Source organism: Ruania alkalisoli (assembly GCF_014960965.1).
Lineage (GTDB): Bacteria > Actinomycetota > Actinomycetes > Actinomycetales > Beutenbergiaceae > Ruania > Ruania alkalisoli.
On sequence record NZ_CP063169.1, the window covers coordinates 1,910,152 to 1,927,432 of the forward strand.

At 68.6% G+C, this 17,281-nt stretch carries 19 protein-coding genes; 12 read left to right on the forward strand and 7 right to left on the reverse strand.

Annotation, left to right across the window (positions count from 1 at the left end; translation table 11 throughout):
• Both pyrG and IM660_RS08365 read left to right on the forward strand, forming a co-directional pair.
• A complete protein-coding gene (gene pyrG / locus IM660_RS08360; protein ID WP_246465219.1) occupies nt 1–1,716 on the forward strand; it encodes a CTP synthase in 1,716 nt (571 codons plus the stop codon).
• A complete protein-coding gene (locus IM660_RS08365) occupies nt 1,709–2,359 on the forward strand; it encodes an NUDIX domain-containing protein (RefSeq protein ID WP_193498867.1) in 651 nt (216 codons plus the stop codon). The genes pyrG and IM660_RS08365 overlap by 8 nt, the downstream gene beginning before the upstream one ends.
• 96 nt (nt 2,360–2,455) lie before the next feature.
• Here the strand turns inward: IM660_RS08365 and IM660_RS08370 are convergent, their stop codons facing one another.
• The 3 genes from IM660_RS08370 to IM660_RS08380 all read right to left on the reverse strand — a co-directional run bounded on the left by IM660_RS08370 (nt 2,456) and on the right by IM660_RS08380 (nt 5,169).
• The gene (locus tag IM660_RS08370; protein WP_193498868.1) at nt 2,456–3,388 is read right to left on the reverse strand and encodes a COX15/CtaA family protein; all 933 of its coding nucleotides are present in this window, start codon (nt 3,386–3,388) and stop codon (nt 2,456–2,458) included.
• 90 nt (nt 3,389–3,478) lie between these two features.
• Complete coding sequence (locus IM660_RS08375; RefSeq protein ID WP_193498869.1) at nt 3,479–4,255, reverse strand: ABC transporter permease; 777 nt, start codon at nt 4,253–4,255, stop codon at nt 3,479–3,481.
• Nucleotides 4,252–5,169, reverse strand: coding sequence for an ABC transporter ATP-binding protein (locus IM660_RS08380; RefSeq protein ID WP_193498870.1), 918 nt, complete (start codon nt 5,167–5,169; stop codon nt 4,252–4,254). Before IM660_RS08380 ends, IM660_RS08375 begins: the two co-directional genes overlap by 4 nt.
• 182 nt (nt 5,170–5,351) lie before the next feature.
• Between IM660_RS08380 and IM660_RS08385 the strand changes: the two genes are divergently transcribed.
• From IM660_RS08385 to IM660_RS08420, 8 genes are read left to right on the forward strand one after another with little or no spacing between them, the layout of a single operon-like run.
• The gene (locus tag IM660_RS08385) at nt 5,352–6,041 is read left to right on the forward strand and encodes a helix-turn-helix transcriptional regulator (RefSeq protein ID WP_193498871.1); all 690 of its coding nucleotides are present in this window, start codon (nt 5,352–5,354) and stop codon (nt 6,039–6,041) included.
• A gap of 11 nt (nt 6,042–6,052) precedes the next feature.
• Entirely contained in the window at nt 6,053–7,504 is a 1,452-nt protein-coding gene (gene sufB, locus IM660_RS08390; protein WP_193498872.1) for a Fe-S cluster assembly protein SufB, read from the forward strand.
• Nucleotides 7,504–8,778, forward strand: a complete 1,275-nt coding sequence (gene sufD, locus IM660_RS08395; RefSeq protein WP_193498873.1) for a Fe-S cluster assembly protein SufD — start codon at nt 7,504–7,506, stop codon at nt 8,776–8,778. The genes sufB and sufD overlap by 1 nt, the downstream gene beginning before the upstream one ends.
• Entirely contained in the window at nt 8,775–9,128 is a 354-nt protein-coding gene (locus tag IM660_RS08400) for a non-heme iron oxygenase ferredoxin subunit (protein ID WP_159622407.1), read from the forward strand. The genes sufD and IM660_RS08400 overlap by 4 nt, the downstream gene beginning before the upstream one ends.
• A 23-nt stretch (nt 9,129–9,151) precedes the next feature.
• The gene (gene sufC / locus IM660_RS08405; RefSeq protein ID WP_193498874.1) at nt 9,152–9,907 is read left to right on the forward strand and encodes a Fe-S cluster assembly ATPase SufC; all 756 of its coding nucleotides are present in this window, start codon (nt 9,152–9,154) and stop codon (nt 9,905–9,907) included.
• A 5-nt stretch (nt 9,908–9,912) separates the two neighbouring features.
• Nucleotides 9,913–11,238 carry a cysteine desulfurase gene (locus tag IM660_RS08410; RefSeq protein WP_193498875.1) on the forward strand — a complete coding sequence of 442 codons (1,326 nt, stop codon included), beginning with the start codon at nt 9,913–9,915 and terminating at the stop codon, nt 11,236–11,238.
• 6 nt (nt 11,239–11,244) lie between these two features.
• Nucleotides 11,245–11,739, forward strand: coding sequence for a Fe-S cluster assembly sulfur transfer protein SufU (gene sufU, locus IM660_RS08415; protein WP_193498876.1), 495 nt, complete (start codon nt 11,245–11,247; stop codon nt 11,737–11,739).
• Nucleotides 11,740–11,749: 10 nt separating this feature from the next.
• Nucleotides 11,750–12,136, forward strand: a complete 387-nt coding sequence (locus IM660_RS08420) for a metal-sulfur cluster assembly factor (protein WP_193498877.1) — start codon at nt 11,750–11,752, stop codon at nt 12,134–12,136.
• A gap of 33 nt (nt 12,137–12,169) precedes the next feature.
• On the opposite strand, the gene IM660_RS08425 is transcribed toward IM660_RS08420, so the two are convergent.
• A complete protein-coding gene (locus IM660_RS08425; RefSeq protein ID WP_193498878.1) occupies nt 12,170–13,120 on the reverse strand; it encodes a GNAT family N-acetyltransferase in 951 nt (316 codons plus the stop codon).
• Nucleotides 13,121–13,186: 66 nt separating this feature from the next.
• On the opposite strand from IM660_RS08425, the gene IM660_RS08430 reads away from it, so the two are divergent.
• Together IM660_RS08430 and IM660_RS08435 are read left to right on the forward strand one after the other, a co-directional pair.
• Nucleotides 13,187–14,137: a DUF368 domain-containing protein gene (locus tag IM660_RS08430; RefSeq protein WP_193498879.1), complete on the forward strand. Its 951-nt coding sequence runs from the start codon at nt 13,187–13,189 to the stop codon at nt 14,135–14,137.
• On the forward strand, nt 14,134–15,732 hold the full coding sequence (locus tag IM660_RS08435) for an ABC-F family ATP-binding cassette domain-containing protein (protein WP_193498880.1): 1,599 nt from the start codon (nt 14,134–14,136) through the stop codon (nt 15,730–15,732). Before IM660_RS08430 ends, IM660_RS08435 begins: the two co-directional genes overlap by 4 nt.
• Here the strand turns inward: IM660_RS08435 and IM660_RS08440 are convergent.
• The 3 genes from IM660_RS08440 to IM660_RS08450 are packed head-to-tail and all read right to left on the reverse strand — an operon-like array spanning nt 15,705 to nt 17,177.
• Nucleotides 15,705–16,679, reverse strand: a complete 975-nt coding sequence (locus IM660_RS08440; RefSeq protein ID WP_193498881.1) for an SURF1 family protein — start codon at nt 16,677–16,679, stop codon at nt 15,705–15,707. The two genes, IM660_RS08435 and IM660_RS08440, sit on opposite strands and share 28 nt — an antisense overlap.
• Nucleotides 16,672–16,878: a hypothetical protein gene (locus IM660_RS08445; protein ID WP_193498882.1), complete on the reverse strand. Its 207-nt coding sequence runs from the start codon at nt 16,876–16,878 to the stop codon at nt 16,672–16,674. The genes IM660_RS08440 and IM660_RS08445 overlap by 8 nt, the downstream gene beginning before the upstream one ends.
• Nucleotides 16,875–17,177, reverse strand: coding sequence for a DUF3099 domain-containing protein (locus IM660_RS08450; RefSeq protein WP_246465220.1), 303 nt, complete (start codon nt 17,175–17,177; stop codon nt 16,875–16,877). The genes IM660_RS08445 and IM660_RS08450 overlap by 4 nt, the downstream gene beginning before the upstream one ends.
• Nucleotides 17,178–17,281: the final 104 nt, after the last annotated feature.

Below are 17,281 nucleotides of genomic sequence, written 5' to 3' on the forward strand. Positions count from 1 at the left end.
GTGGTGATCACTTCGAACTCCGGGCAGGCGGGCGGCGTCCCGCGGCACATCTTCGTCACAGGAGGGGTGGCTTCCTCCCTCGGGAAGGGCCTGACGGCGTCCAGCCTCGGGCACTTGCTGCGTGGCCGTGGCCTTCGGGTCACGATGCAGAAGCTCGACCCGTACCTCAATGTCGATCCTGGCACGATGAACCCCTTCCAGCATGGTGAGGTGTTCGTCACCGAGGATGGCGCTGAGACCGACCTGGACATCGGGCACTACGAGCGGTTCCTCGATGTCAACCTCGACGCCGGGGCGAATGTGACCACCGGCGTGGTCTATTCGCATGTCATCGCCAAGGAGCGGCGCGGGGAGTACCTGGGCGACACGGTCCAGGTCATCCCGCACATCACCGATGAGATCAAGCGCCGCATGCGGGCCCAGGCCAGTCCAGCGACCGGTCAGGCGCCGGACGTGATCATCACCGAGGTCGGCGGCACGGTCGGGGACATCGAATCCCAGCCGTTCCTCGAGGCAGCCCGGCAGGTACGCCAGGACATCGGCCGCGACAACGTCTTCTTCGTGCACGTCTCACTCGTGCCCTATCTCGGCCCCAGCGGTGAGCTGAAGACCAAACCCACTCAGCACTCGGTGGCCGCCCTGCGCAGTATCGGCATCCAGCCGGATGCGATCGTGTGCCGGGCGGACCGCGACATTCCCGAGGGTGTCAAGGCGAAGATCGCCTCGATGTGCGACGTCGACCGTGAGGCCGTCATCACGTGCGTGGACGCCCCCAGCATCTACGACATCCCGAAGGTCATCCACTCCGAGGGCCTCGACGCCTACGTGATCCGCCGGCTGAACATTCCCTTCCGGGACGTCGACTGGGACACGTGGAACGTGCTCCTGCAGCGTGTGCACCACCCAGCTGACGAGGTGGAGATCGCACTGGTCGGCAAGTACGTGGATCTTCCCGATGCCTACCTCTCTGTCACCGAGGCATTGCGGGCGGGCGGTTTCCACACCAACACCCGGGTCCGTATCCGCTGGGTCCCCTCGGACGACTGCCGTACACCGGAGGCCGCGCAGAAGGCGCTCAGCGGGGTCGATGGCGTCCTGGTGCCCGGTGGTTTCGGCGTGCGCGGCATCGAGGGCAAGCTCGGTGCGCTGCGATGGGCCCGCGAGCACCAGGTGCCGACCCTGGGCATCTGCCTGGGTCTTCAGTGCATGGTGATCGAGTACGCCCGCAACGTGCTGGGACTGGCCGATGCGTCCTCCTCCGAGTTTGATCCGAGCACACCGGACCCGGTGGTGGCCACCATGGCCGAGCAACTGGCGATCATCGACGGCGAGGGAGACCTGGGCGGCACGATGCGGCTGGGTGCCTATGACGCCGTGCTCACACCGGGCTCGGTCGTGGCCGAGACCTATGGCAGCGAGCGGGTGAGTGAACGGCACCGGCATCGATACGAGGTCAACAACTCCTATCGTGATGCGCTCGCTGAGGCGGGCCTGCAGATCAGCGGCAGGTCTCCGGACTCCTCGCTCGTGGAGTTTGTCGAGCTCGACCGGGACAAGCATCCGTACTACGTGGCCACTCAGGCCCACCCGGAGTTCAAGTCCCGCCCCACGCGGGCGCACCCGCTCTTCATCGGTTTGGTCCGCGCCGGCCTCGAGCGCCAGCGGGAGACCCGACTGCTCGAGGTGGAGCCGGCACAGTCGGCCGAGCATGCCTGACGATCGGCGCCCGGCCCGCCAGGTACACGACGAGCGCGTCGACCTGCCGACCTCGTCCACCGAGGAACTGCACACCGGCTATGTGATGGACCTGGTGGCGGAGTCCGTGTCCCTCGGCGCTGGTGGCACTGTGCGGCGCGAGTTTGTCCGTCATCCCGGGGCAGTTGCCGTGGTGGCACTGGACGATGCGGAGCGTGTGGCCCTGCTCCGTCAGTACCGCCACCCTGTGCGTGCCCACCTGTGGGAGGTACCCGCGGGTCTGCTCGACGTGCCGGGGGAGCCGTTGCAGCACGCGGCCGCCCGCGAGCTGACCGAGGAGGCGGACCTGCGAGCGGCCACCTGGCATACGCTCGTCGACTTCTTCACGACCCCCGGCGGCAGCGACGAACGTATCCGGATCTTCCTCGCCCGCGACCTGTCTGTCGTTCCCGAGGCCGACCGGTATCAGCGGGAGGCGGAGGAGATCGGGATGGAACTGGCCTGGGTGCCGCTCGCCGACGCCGTCGCCGCCGCGCTCGCCGGCCGGATCCACAACCCGAGCACGGTCACCGGTGTGCTGGCAGCGCAAGCGGCCCGCGACGGCGGATGGTCGGCCCTGCGCCCCGCCGACACTCCGTGGCAGCCGGCCTGGCACCGCGACTGAGGCTCACCCTCCCGCGAGGGCACCGTCGTTAGCGCCGCTGGTGGACGTTCGGCCGGCCGTTCACCTGCGGGGGTCAGGGAACTGCTGGCTCGTGCCTCAGTTCGTCAGAGCTGCCCGCGGGCTGCGTTCATACATGCTCGCGAGCGTGAACGCGGTCGCGGCCACCAGGAGGGCTGCACCGACCATGTGCATTCCGACCAAGAGCTCGGGTAGCCCGGTGAAGTACTGCACGTACCCGATCGCTCCCTGAACGAGCGTGACCACCACCAGCACCCATGTGTGGCGTCGCATCCTCGATGCCGGTGCGCCGCCGTCGGCGCGATGCGTCACGACGGTGAAGGCCACCAGCAGGGCGGAGAACACCCACACCGAGGCACTGTGCAGGCGTGCTACGGCCACCGGGTCCACAGCGAACCGGTAGCCGACGTCGGCGTCCCCGGAATGCGGACCCGAGCCGGTGACGATCATCCCCAGGATCACCACCACACCAGCCACCGTGGCCATCGCCCAGCCCAGCCGGCGGGCGCCGGCCCCCAGCACGGGCCGGCTGCGCATCGGCCGGAACCACCCGGTCACCAGCCACGCGGAGATCCACACCAGCACCGCCGAGATGAGGAAGTGCGAGCCCACCAGCGCCGGATGCAGTTCGAAGCGAACCGTCAGCCCGCCGAGGACAGCCTGCAGCACGGACAGCACCAGCGGGAGGACAGCCAGCCGCTGGTAGGCAATCGTCGGAGCCGGGCGCACCCCGGATACCCGCGACGCCTGCACCAGGGCCACCACAAGCAGGGCCACCAGCACGACCACGGCGCCCAGCACCCGATTGCCGAACTCGACATAGGGATGAATCGAGGTGGCGTCATGGAATGACGGCGTGAACTGACCGGGCTCGCAGTTCGGCCACGTGGAGCACCCGAGCCCGGAACCGGTCAAGCGCACGGCCCCGCCGGTGCCGATGATGAGGATCTGCACGACGACGTTGCTCACCACGGCGATCGTGGTCAACCTGGCGATGGTCTGAGGCTGCACGTCCCTACGGTAATCCGCGCCGACTGCCCTACCGGACTTCACCGTGTGACGGGGAACACCCGATCAACGGGTGCGCCCAGGTTCATCACGTCACTGCCAGCGGAACCAGCGCGCAGTCGCCGCGGTGAAGATCACCGTCCACCCTGACAGCACCCCGAGTGACAGCGCGGTCTCGGCCACCGGCCCGCCGGTGAGAGAGGTCCGCAGCGCCTCGCCGAGCGCGCCCGAGGGCAGGAACCGGGTCAGCCCCGTGGCCGGCAGCAGGACGCCGCCACCAACCACCAGCAACAGCCACAGCAGGTTCGCACCGGCCAGCACTGCCTCGGCACGCAAGGTCCCAGCCAGCAGCAGGGCCAATGCGGTGAAGCATGCCGTCCCCAGGAGCACTGCCGCCACGGCGAGTCCGATCCCGCTCGGCTCTGGTGCCCACCCCAGCGCCAGGGCCAGGGACCCCAGCACGAGAACCTGCAGCACCTCCATGACCAGCACGCCCAGCGCCTTGCCACCGAGGAGACCGGTGCGGCCCAGGGGAGTGGTGGCGAGCAGGCGCAGTGCCCCGGCGCGCCGGTCGAAACCTGTCGCGATCGCTTGCGAGGTGAAGGCCGTCGACATCACGGCCAGCGCCAGCACGCCCGGTGCAGCCACGTCGATCGCCGGCATCCCGTTCGTCTCCAGGCGCACCAGGGACGTGCGCGAGAGCACGACGAGCACCAGAGCCGGCAGGATCAGGGTCAGCAGCAGCTGCTCGCCGTTGCGCAGCAGATTCCGGACCTCGAACCCGGCGTGCGAGACCACCCGCACCAGCCATGGGCTCGCGCCACCGGGGCGGGGGCCGGTGAGTGCCACCTGGTCTGCGGGCACCCTCATCGAAGACTCCGTCCGGTCAAGTCGAGGAAGACATCTTCGAGTGTGCGGTGTGCACCCAGGCCGCCCACGGCCTCCGAGCCGTGCACCTGAAGCTCGTATCGCTGCGCAAGCTCCTCGACGGCGGCCCTCGCCTCGGGTGTGAAGCGGCCCGTCAGCTGAAGGGACCCCACGGCTGGGTCGGGCTGATCGGTGGGGCGAGGGGCGCCGTCGTGGGCTGGGGGGACAGCTGCCGTGGCGACGCGGGGCGGGGTGACGGGCGTGGTCAACTCGGTGACCGTACCCTCGGCGATCACGGCTCCGTGGTCGATGATGACCACGCGGTCGGCCAGCTGGGCGGCCTCGTCCATCAGGTGGGTGCTCAGGACGACGCTCACGCCGTCCGCACGCAGGGACCGCACCAGCTCCCAGACGGCCAACCGGGCCTGCGGATCCAGGCCCGCGCTCGGCTCGTCCAGGAAGACCAGCTCCGGTCGACCCACCAGGGCGATCGCCAAAGCCAGGCGCTGACGTTGCCCGCCTGAGAGTCGCCGGACCGAGGTGCGGGCGAAGGGTGCGAGGCCGAGTGCGTCCACGAGGTCGTTCACCTCACGTGGGTGCGCATAGAGCCGTGCCACATGCCGCAGCAGCTCCTCCGCGCGGGCCATCACGGGCAACCCGCCGTCCTGCACCATCACGCCGACGCGGGGACGCAGCACCTGAGGGGCCGTGCGGGGGTCGTGACCCAGGACCCGCACCGTTCCGGAGTCCGGTCGCTGCAGGCCTTCGCATATCTCCATCGCGGTGGTCTTGCCTGCACCATTGGGGCCGAGGACGGCGGTGATCTCGCCCGCGCCGGCCCGAAGGGACAGGCCGGCCAGGGCGCGGGTGGTGCCGAACGAACGATGGACGTCCGTCAGCTCGACTGGGCAGGTCACGGCGTCCAAGCGTACGCGCTGCCCTGCCGATCCCCGACGACGGCACGTGCGTCTGCCTGACGCGAGGCCGCAGCGGGTGTGTGCGGTCTCTCACTAAGGATCGCCTTGCTTGCGTCCACCCATTTGAGAAAGGAGAATGTTCACTAATTGACAGCCGCTGTGAGCGGTGAGGAGGTGAGCGGATGAGTGTGGAGCATCTGGAAGAGAGTGAGGCCACCACGCGTGACCGCGTGCGTGATCTCATCATCGAACTCGGCCCGATCACCGCTGCAGACATGGCCGACCGGTTGGATCTGACATCCGCCGCGATCCGCCGCCACCTCGGGGCCCTCGAGCGGGCAGGCCAGATCACCGTGCGGGAAGACACCACGTCCACGCCACGTGGACGGGGTCGGCCCGCCAAGCGCTACATTGCCACCCCCGCAGCTCACAGCCCCGCAGGTGAGGCCTATGCCGAGTTGGCCGTTCAAGCCCTGCAACAGCTCGGTGACGAGATCGGCCCCGAAGCGGTGGAGGCCTTCGCCCGGCACCGATCGGCCGATCTGACGACGCGTTACCGCGACGCCGTCGAGGCCGCCGGGGAGGATCTGCACGCCCGGGCCGCGGCGCTCGCACACGCCCTGAGCCAGGACGGGTACGCGGCGACCTCCAGGCCGATCGGGGCCACCGACACGATCGCCGTCCAGCTCTGCCAGGGGCACTGCCCCGTGCAGCAGATCGCGGCGAAGTTCCCGCAACTGTGCGAGGCCGAGACGGAGGCGTTCGCCGACCTGCTCGGCGTGCACGTACAACGACTGGCCACGCTCGCCGGCGGCGAGCACGTCTGCACCACTCACATACCCGTGACGATCCCCACCCGCGCGAAGGAATGAGAGCGCCTGAGATGACCACCGAGACCACACCGGCTCAGCCCCCGGCAACGGGCCAGCTGACGCAGGACGAGACGATCGCCTCGATCGGTACCTACAACTACGGCTGGCACGACTCCGACGACGCCGGCGCCAACGCCGAGCGCGGGCTCTCCGAGGCCGTGGTGCGCAACATCTCCGACATGAAGGACGAGTCGGAGTGGATGCGCAAGAACAGGCTCAAGGGCCTGCGGCTGTTCGAGAAGAAGCCGATGCCGAACTGGGGTGCCGACCTCACCGGGATCGACTTCGACAACATCAAGTACTTCGTGCGCTCCACCGAGAAGCAGGCGCAGTCCTGGGAGGACCTGCCTGAGGAGATCAAGGAGACCTACGACAAGCTCGGCATCCCCGAGGCGGAGAAGCAGCGTCTCGTGGCGGGCGTCGCCGCGCAGTACGAGTCCGAGGTGGTCTACCACCAGATCAACGAAGAACTCGAGCGCCAGGGTGTGCAGTTCCTCGACACCGACACCGCACTGCGCGAGCACCCGGAGATCTTCGAGGAGTACTTCGGCACGGTCATTCCCGCCGGCGACAACAAGTTCGCCGCGCTGAACACCGCCGTGTGGTCCGGCGGATCCTTCGTCTACGTTCCGCCGGGCGTGCACGTGGAGATCCCGCTGCAGGCCTACTTCCGGATCAACACCGAGAACATGGGCCAGTTCGAGCGGACCCTGATCATCGCCGACGAAGGCTCCTACGTGCACTACGTCGAGGGCTGCACGGCTCCGATCTACTCGTCGGACTCGTTGCACTCCGCGGTCGTGGAGATCATCGTGAAGAAGGACGCCCGCGTGCGGTACACGACGATCCAGAACTGGTCGAACAACGTCTACAACCTGGTCACCAAGCGCGCCACGGTCGAGGCCGGCGGCACCATGGAGTGGATCGACGGCAATATCGGCTCCAAGGTCACCATGAAGTACCCGGCCGTGTACCTGATGGGCGAGCACGCCCGAGGTGAGACCCTCTCGATCGCCTTCGCCGGCGAAGGACAGCACCAGGACACCGGATCCAAGATGGTGCACATGGCCCCGCACACGTCCTCCTCGATCGTCTCCAAGTCGGTCGCCCGCGGGGGAGGCCGCGCCTCCTACCGGGGTCTCGTGCAGGTGATGGACGGTGCCGCCGCATCGAAGTCCAACGTGCTGTGCGACGCGCTGCTGGTGGACACGGTCTCCCGCTCCGACACCTATCCGTACGTCGACGTCCGTGAGGACGATGTGGAGATGGGGCACGAGGCCACCGTCTCCAAGGTGAGCGAGGACCAGCTGTTCTACCTCATGTCCCGCGGGATGGAGGAGACCGAGGCGATGGCGATGATCGTGCGCGGCTTCGTCGAGCCGATCGCCCGCGAGCTGCCCATGGAGTACGCCCTCGAGCTCAACCGGCTCATCGAACTGCAGATGGAAGGGGCCGTCGGCTGATGTCGACCACCACGACGCAAGACACCGGTCTGACGACCGACCACACTCGGGCCACTGCCGAGGACGCGCACAGCCACGGCCTCGCGCCGGAAGGCTCGCGCGCCGATCGCGCCACCTCGTTCGCCTTGGCCGACTTCGACGTGCCGAACGGCCGGGAAGAGGTGTGGCGGTTCTCGCCCATGAACCGGCTCCAGGGCCTGATGGCAGGCGTGCTCACCGGTACACCCCCCCAGGTCGAGGTCACGGCCGACGAGGGCGTGCGGGTCGAGCATGTCGACCGTAGCGACGACCGGCTCGGCAAGGCGGGCGCTCCGGGAGACCGGATCTCCGCCGTCGCGTGGGAGTCCTTCGCCGAAGGCCTGCTGGTGACGATCCCGGCCGAGCACGTGGCCGGGCGCGAGACGACGCTGACCGTGCGCGGCAGCGGCGAGGAGCCGGCCGCCCAGCACATCACCATCGTCGCCGAGCACCACAGCGAGGCCGTGGTCGTGCTGGACCACCGCGGCAGCGCTGAGCTCGCGCAGACCGTGGAGATCCATGTCGCGGACGGCGCCTCGCTGCGGGTGGTCTCCGTGCAGGACTGGGACTCCGGGGCCGTTCACGCTGCCTCCCACCGCGCCGTGATCGGCCGTGATGCCACGCTCAAGCACGTCGTGGTCACTCTCGGCGGCGATGTCGTTCGATTGACCCCCGAGGCCGCGTTCGCTGCGACCGGCGGTGAGGTCGAGATGAACGGCCTCTACTTCGCCGATGCCGGCCAGCACCAGGAGCACCGTCTCTTCGTCGACCATGCCGTACCCAACTGCACCTCCCGGGTCACCTACAAGGGTGCCCTGCAGGGGGACGACGCGCGCAGCGTCTGGGTCGGGGACGTGCTGATTCGCAAGGCCGCCGAAGGTACCGACACCTATGAGCTGAACCGCAACCTGGTGCTCACTGATGGTGCCCGTGCCGACTCGGTACCGAACCTGGAGATCGAGACCGGAGAGATCGAAGGTGCGGGGCACGCCTCGGCCACCGGGCGCTTCGACGACGACCAGCTGTTCTACCTGCGTTCACGCGGTATCCCCGAGGCGGCTGCCCGTCGGCTCGTGGTGCGCGGCTTCTTCGCCGAGATGATCACCAAGATCGGCGTGCCGGCGGTCGAGGAACGGCTGCTGGCCGCGATCGACGCCGAGCTGGACGCCGTACTCGGAGACCTGGCCGGCACTGAGGACGTCTCGCAGGAACGCCGGGTGATCGAAGCGATCGAGTCCGGCGAGGCACAGGGATGACGGCTCAGGTCGTCGCCTCGAAGGAGGACCTCGAGCCCGGCGAGGCGATGCGTCTCGAGCTCGACGGCGTGGACGGCTCGCCCGTCGAGATCGCCTTGGCCCGGTCCGAGGATGGCGACTACTACGCGCTGTCGGACATCTGCTCCCACGGGCAGGTGTCCCTCTCCGAGGGAGAGGTCGAGGGCGCCACGATCGAGTGCTGGCTGCACGGGTCCACCTTCGACCTCAGCACCGGCCGCCCCCTGTCGCTGCCGGCCACCCGGCCGGTCCCGACCTACCCGGTGAGTTATGACGGCGACCGTGTCCTCGTCGACATCGACGTCGCCGCCACCACCGAATCCACCACCTGAAGACCACGAGAGAAGAAGACGAAATGTCGACCCTTGAGATCCGTGACCTGCACGTCGACGTCGAGACCCCCGACGGCCCGAAGAAGATCCTGCGTGGTGTGGACCTGACCGTCAAGAGCGGTGAGACCCACGCGCTGATGGGCCCGAACGGTTCCGGCAAGTCCACTCTGGCGTACGCCATCGCCGGCCACCCGAAGTACGCGGTGACCAGCGGTGAGGTGCTGCTCGACGGCGATAACCTGCTCGAGATGAGCGTGGACGAGCGCGCCCGCGCCGGGATGTTCCTCGCCATGCAGTACCCCGTCGAGGTGCCCGGCGTGACCGTGTCGAACTTCCTCCGCACCGCCAAGACCGCGATCGACGGTAAGGCGCCGGCCCTGCGCCAGTGGGTCTCCGACGTGCGCGGCACGATGGAGAACCTGCGGATGGATCCCACGTTCGCCGAGCGCAACGTCAACGAAGGCTTCTCCGGTGGTGAGAAGAAGCGCCACGAGATCCTCCAGATGGAGCTGCTGCAGCCCAAGTTCGCGGTGCTGGACGAGACCGACTCCGGCCTGGACGTCGACGCACTGCGCGTCGTCTCCGAGGGCGTCAACCGCGTCAAGGACAACACCGACGTCGGTGTGCTCCTCATCACCCACTACACCCGGATCCTGCGCTACATCACCCCCGACTACGTGCACGTCTTCGTCAACGGGCAGGTGGCGGAGCAGGGTGGCCCCGAGCTCGCCGAGCGGCTCGAAGCCGAGGGCTACGACCGCTTCCTCGCCCCGGCCTGAGCGATATGAGTCTCGAGCAGCGGGAGAGTCCGGCCGGTCTGGCTGGCCAGACTCATCGTGCCCTGACGGCGACCGAGCTGGCCGCCGTCAGGGCCGACTTCCCGCTGCTCACCCGCACCGTGCGCGACGGCAAACCGCTGATCTACCTCGACTCGGCGGCCACCAGCCAGAAGCCTGAGTGCGTGATTGACGCCGAGCAGGACTTCTACCTGCGACGCAACGCCGCTGTGCACCGCGGTGCGCACGCCCTCGCCGAGGAGGCCACTGAGGCCTATGAGCAGGCGCGTGCCGCCGTCGCGACCCTGGTAGGCGCCGACACCGACGAGATCGTCTGGACCAAGAACGCCACCGAGGGCATCAACCTGCTCGCGTACGCGTTCTCCAACGCCTCCCTGGGGCGTGGTCAGGCCGCGGCAGAGCGGTACCGGCTCGGTCCTGGTGACGAGATCGTGGTGACAGAGGCCGAGCACCACGCCAATCTGGTGCCGTGGCAGGAGCTGTGCGCCCGCACCGGTGCCACCTTGCGCTGGCTCGGGGTGACCGATGAGGGCCGGATCGACCTCGACACGCTCGACGTGATCACTGAGCGCACCCGCGTGGTCGCGTTCACTCACGTCTCGAATGTGACGGGAGCGATCAGCCCGGTCCGGGACATCGTGGCAGCCGCCCGCGCGTACGGTGCCCTGGTGGTGCTCGATGCCTGCCAGAGTGTTCCGCACCTGCCGGTGGACCTCCATGGGTTGGGCGTGGACTTCGCGGTGTTCTCCGGGCACAAGATGCTCGGACCGACCGGGATCGGGGCACTCTACGGTCGCCGCGAGCTGCTGGAAGCCCTCCCGCCGTTCGGGACCGGCGGCTCGATGGTGGAGGTGGTGACCATGACCGAGACCACCTTCGCGGCACCACCGCAGCGGTTCGAGGCCGGCACCCAGATGGTGGCCCAGACCGTCGGGCTGCACGCCGCGGCCGACTACCTCTCCGAGCTGGGGATGGATGCGGTGGCTGCCCACGAGGCCGAGTTGACCGCCCACCTGCTCTCCGGGATCGCGCAGGTCGACGGCGTGCAGGTGCTGGGTCCGACCGATCCGGTCGAGCGCGTGGGCGTGGTGGCATTCACCGTGGAGGGGGTGCACCCACACGATGTGGGCCAGCTGCTCGATGACGCCGGTGTGGCGGTGCGGGTGGGGCACCACTGTGCGCAGCCGTTGCATCGCCGGCTCGGGGCGCCATCGTCAGCACGTGCCTCGGTGGGGGTGCACACCACGACCGGCGACCTCGACACGTTCTGCGATGCGCTCGGCCGGGTGCGAGACTTCTTCGTGGGGAGGTGAGTGGTGATGACCGGCTCGATGGAGCAGCTCTACCAGCAGGTGATCCTGGACCACTCCCGGGAGCGGCACGGCGCAGGCAGTGGCGGCCCGGACGCCCCACCGCCGTCGGCAGAGTCCTTCCAGGTGAATCCAACCTGTGGGGATGAGGTACGGCTCCGGGTGCACCTCCGGGAAGGCGCCGCAGCGCCGATCATTGATCGCGTGACCTGGGACGGGACCGGGTGCTCGATCTCCCAGGCCTCGGTCTCGGTGCTGACCGATCTGGTGGCCGGCGCCGATGTGGCCACGGTGGACCGGGTGACCGAGACCTTCCGGGCGCTGATGAACAACCGTGGTCAGCCACTGGAGGACGACCGTGAGGAAATACTCGGCGACGCCGCGGCGTTTGTCGGGGTAGCGCGCTACCCGGCGCGAATCAAGTGTGCGCTGCTGGGCTGGATGGCCCTGCGAGATGCGCTCGCACAGGCTGTGACCGCCCCGCCACAGGCGGGGGAGAGGTGAGGAAGACCCGATGACCGACACCCAGACAGAGACGCCGTCCGAAAGCGCGGAGACCCCCCAGACACCGACTCCCGCGACCTCCGCCGCGGCACCCACCGCCGCAGACGTGGAGGAGGCCTTGCGCGACGTGATCGACCCTGAGCTGGGGATCAACGTCGTCGACCTCGGTCTCGTCTACGGGGTGACGGTGGATCAGAACAACCACGCCGTGATTGACATGACCCTGACGTCCGCGGCCTGCCCGCTGACCGATGTGATCGAGGACCAGGCCGCCCAGTCCCTGGAAGGTCTCGTGGCCGGGCAGCGCATCAACTGGGTGTGGATGCCGCCGTGGGGCCCGGAGAAGATCACCGACGACGGCCGTGAGCAGTTGCGGGCATTGGGCTTCAACGTCTGAAGCGACCCAGCCGAGCGTTCAGTCCCCGAGCGTTCAGTCGGAGGCGACGAACCGGGTCTCGGTGACGATCGTGGCCGAGCCGATGACGAGTAGATCGTCGATCACGGCGGCCAGTGGGGTCATCGCGTCGTCCACCTCGACCTGCACCGGGTACCGGGCGGCGAGCATCGCCAGCACCTGGCGCACCGCTGCCCGGGAGCGCTCCTCCGCGAGCCCGGTGTCATAGCCGAGCAGAACCTGCGTGGGTGCCTCGTCCGAGGTGGGAACGGCCGGAACAGTGCCGGGATCGTCAGGGTCCAGCACCGGCGGGTCGTAGGAAACCGCGAACGCGAGGATCGTGCCGCCGCTCGACTTCGCTCGATCCCGCAGAACGATGGCACCCCTCGCCCCGGTCTGCGGTGCGAGCAACAGATCCTGGGCACGCCCGAGCGTCATCTCCGAGCGGTCCCAGGAAGCGTGCGTGGCGTCATAGAACGCCACGACCAGCTTCGTCAACTCCACCGACCCGGTCGCAAGATCCTCCAGCGCGGGGCCGGTGGGACCGAAGACCGGGACGTCAAGAGCTCCCGGCTGCACCATCACCTGCCGGCTGCGGTGGACCTGCGTGAGCCCCAGCGCGGCCGCGAACCCCTCAGCAGCCGTATTCCCAGCCGTGTACCGCGCCCGGATGGCGCCCACTCCCGACGGCGACGCGACTTCGCGTAGGCGCTGCACCAGTTCCGAGCCGATCCCGCGGCGCCGGTGGTCGGAGGCGACCTCCACGTAGACCCACAGCCGGTCCGGATGCAGGCGCGCCTCACTGACCGCCGCGGCGCCGATGACCTGACCATCGATCTCGGCTACCAGGCAACGACGCCAGGGGTCCTCTGCATCCGGTCCGAGCAGGGGACGGTCCAGATTCGCCTGCGGAGTGTCCGGTGCGCCGAATGCTGTCGCGGCGGCGACTTCGTCGCCTTCGCGCCAGGGTCGGAAGGTGACGCTCACGGTTGCGTTCCTCCAGGGTGTGATGGTGGGGGCTTGCGGCCACGGTCTCACGGTAGCGTCTGTGCGGTGACCTCCGAGACCCCCGCGGTTCCCGCCCGCCGTCGTCCCTGGGCAACACTGCTGAATCTTGCTAGAGGATTCCTGATCGGGTCCGCCGAACTCGTGCCGGGTGTCTCCGGTGGCACGGTGGCGCTTGTCACTGGTGTGTATGACCGGCTGATCGATGCAGCCGCTCACGTGCTCGCCGCAGGCCGGCGTGTGGTCGTCGGCCCCGATCGTCGTGCCTTCACCCTAGAGTTGCGGCGCACTGACTGGTGGCTGGTGTTACCGGTACTCCTCGGTATGGCTGCCGCGGTGCTGATGGCCGCAGGAACGATGGAAGCGTTCGTTACGTCCCACCCGGAGCACGCCCGGGGACTGTTCTTCGGCCTGGTGGCCACGAGCATCCTGGTGCCGATGCGGATGCTGCCGCCCGCTGGGGCGCGCCGCGTGCGGGATGTGCTCGTGGTGGTGGTGGCCGCCGTCGTCGCGTTCGTGATGATCGGGTTCGCGGGCGGGCAGACGCAGTCGAACCCGTCGATGATCGTGGTGTTCCTTGCTGCGGCGGTGGCGATCTGCGCGCTCGTGGTACCGGGGGTCTCCGGGTCCTTCTTCCTGTTGGCGATCGGTCTGTACTCGACGACCTTGGGCGCTGTTCACGACCGTGACCTCGGCTACATCGGCGTGTTCGCGGCCGGTGCCGCGGTCGGGCTGGCGACGTTTGTGCAGGTCCTGCGATGGCTGCTCCACACCCACCGCCGTCTCACCCTGCTCGCCATGATCGGCCTGATGATCGGCTCCCTGCGTGCGCTCTGGCCGTGGCAGGAGGGTGCGGGCGGTGCTGAATCAGGTGTGGGCCAGCTGATCGCTCCGCATGCACCCGTCGCCGGGCCGGTCGGTTTGGCGCTGCTGGGGTGTGCCGCGGTCGGAGTATTGATTCTTCTTGAGTCGCGACGGGCGGTACAGTCGGGCCAGTGATTATCGCGCAGGGTGTCGGGCTCAGAATCGGGGCTCGGCAATTGCTCAGTGCCTCCAGCTTTCGGATCGACTCCGGTGACCGGATCGGTCTCGTCGGACGCAACGGTGCCGGCAAGACCACTCTCACCAAGACGCTCGCTGGTGAAGGCGAGCCGACCGAAGGCACCATCACCCGCACCGGGACGGTCGGCTATCTGCCGCAGGACCCACGGACCGGCGACCTTGACCAGCTGGCCATGGACCGCGTGCTCTCCGCCCGGAACCTGCACGAGCTGCTCCGGCGGGTGCGCAAGGCCGAAGACGAGATGGCCAGCGAGAACGACGCCGTCCGCGAACGGGCCATGACCCGGTACACCCGGCTCGATGCCGAGTTCGAGGCGCAGGGAGGATGGGCGGCCGAAAGCGAGGCTGCCCGCATCACCTCCAACCTCGGCCTGCCACCGAAGGTGCTCGCCCAGCCGTTGCGCACCCTCTCCGGGGGGCAGCGCCGCCGCGTCGAGCTCGCCCGTATCCTCTTCTCCGACTCCGAGACGCTGCTGCTCGACGAACCGACCAACCACCTCGACGCCGACTCGATCGTCTGGCTGCGGGAGTACCTGGCCACCTACCCCGGCGGTTTCGTCGTCATCAGCCACGACACCGGGCTGCTCGAGGCCACGGTCAACAAGGTCTTCCACCTGGACGCCAACCGGTCCGAGCTCGACATCTACAACCTGCGCTGGCACGCCTATCTCGAACAGCGTGAGACCGATGAACGTCGGCGCAAGCGCGAACGAGCCAATGCCGAGAAGAAGGCATCGGCGCTGATGGCGCAGGCCGACAAGATGCGCGCCAAGGCAACCAAGGCGGTCGCCGCTCAGAACATGGCACGCCGCGCGGAACGGATGCTCGCCGGCCTGGACGAGGTGCGCGCTGCTGACAAGGTCGCCAAGCTCAGGTTCCCCGACCCGGCACCATGCGGGAAGACGCCATTGCGAGCCCAGGGACTGTCGAAGTCCTACGGATCCCTCGAGGTGTTCACCGACGTCGATCTGGCGATCGACCGCGGCTCGAAGGTCGTCGTTCTGGGCCTCAACGGTGCCGGGAAGACCACCCTGCTGCGGCTGCTCGCCGGGACCGAACCCTCCGACACCGGTGAGGTGCTCCCCGGGCACGGCCTGAAGGTGGGCTACTACGCCCAGGAGCATGAGACCCTCGACACCGAACGCACCGTGGTGGAGAACCTGCGTACAGCCGCACCGGATCTCACCGACACCCAGGTGCGCAGCGTGCTCGGGTCATTCCTGTTCTCCGGGGACGACGCGGAGAAGCCGGCGAAGGTACTCTCCGGCGGCGAGAAGACCCGGTTGGCCCTCGCTGTGCTGGTCGTGTCTCAGGCGAATGTGCTGTTGCTGGATGAGCCGACCAACAACCTCGACCCGGCCAGCCGCGAGGAGATTCTCGCCGCGTTGCGCAGCTTCACCGGAGCCGTGGTGCTGGTCACGCACGACGAGGGAGCCGTCCAGGCTCTCGAGCCGGAGCGCGTGCTACTGCTTCCCGATGGTGACGAGGACCTCTGGAACTCCAACTACCTTGAGCTGGTCTCACTCGCCTGATCGTCGCCGGTGCGACCCGGCTCGACCTCGACACGTGCGCGTCGCGCGGCCTCGAGCTGAGCGTCGATGATCGCGTCCTCCTCGTCGGCCTCGGTGCGGCGCCGCGGCCGTCGCGTGCCGGGGTAGCTGGCGGTTGCCCCGGCCTGTGATGGCGCGACGGCGGCCACTTCGGGCCCCGCCAAGGCGATCGCCTCGCGGCGGGCCAGGACCACGATCCCGACGAGCGCACCGAGGGCGAATACCCACCACTGGAACGCATAGGAGAGGTGGTTGCCGAGGTCGGCGCTCGGTCGCGGCAGCGGTGCAGGCGGTGTGGCTGTGGTCGGGGATTCCTCGACCAGCACTCCGTAGGCGCCGGTGACCACCGTGCCTGCGAGGTCGGCGCCCGGAGCGGCCACATCCAGGACCTGCGAGGGGTTGATCGCGTAGACCTGGCGGCCGCTGAGGTCCCGTTCGCTCGGGGGTTCGGCAGCCCGCAGGTGGATCGTCACCGTCACTTCACCCTCGGGGAGCTCCTGTTCGGCCGTGTGGTCGCCGAACGCGTCGGAGCGGTACCAGCCGCGGTCGACCAGCAGCCACCACGGTTCCTCCTCATCCTCGACCTGCACGGCGAGGGCCGCCAGCACGTGGTCTGCGGGCGAGCCACCGATCGGCCGCTGAGGGAGGACCACAGCGGGGACCAGGTACTCCCCGGTCACGGTGACCTGACGCCAGGTGAGGTTCTCAGGCCAGGTGGCGTGCGCCGTCGGGAGCAGTTCGGTCAGGGCAACCGGTCGGCTGTCGTAGTTTGCCTCCACGAGCGCGGCTGCCTCCGCCTTGCCCTGGTAGCGGGTGAGCTGCCAGTAGCCCAGCATGGCGCAGGTGAGGCTGACGATGACCGCGACCGCCATGATGCCGGCCCACCGGCGGGACCGGAGGAAGGCGTAGCGGGTGCTGGCGTCAGTCATCGGCGGTGAGATCGGCCACCGGAATCGTCTCGCGGAGGAAGGAGCGCGCACCGAGGAAGTGCTCCAGGTGCTGGCGGTGGGAGTCGCAGGCGAGCCAGGTCTTGCGCCGGTCCGGGGTGTGCAAGCGGGGATTGTTCCACCGCAGTGCCCAGTCCGCCGCGCTCCGGCAGCCTTTCGCGCTGCAGATCAGCTCGGTCATGGACGCTCCTCGCCACGGGTGGGGTTGGCCAGTTGACGATCCGGTTCGGCCGGGACGGTTGCGATCAGGGTGTCCGGTCGATGGCGCCGCTCCACACCCGCGTTGGCGAGTACCACGGCGATCAACGGCAGCAGACCGGCCGCTGCGATGCAGGCCCACCGCACCCAGCCATCGGTGAACAACGCCGCGACGAAGCACCCCGTCCGGATGCCCATGGTGATCAGGTAGCGCACGATCCGATCGTGGGACTGCTCGCTCTGCGGGCGTCCGGCGGCGGTAATTGCATGAACCTCGGACACCACTCCAGGGTACGCCCCGCCTCCCGCCGAGGCAGACGGGCGACGGTGACCGGTCGCCGATCTGCCTCCACCTGTCCAGACGCGCTAGCGTGGGCCCGGCGACG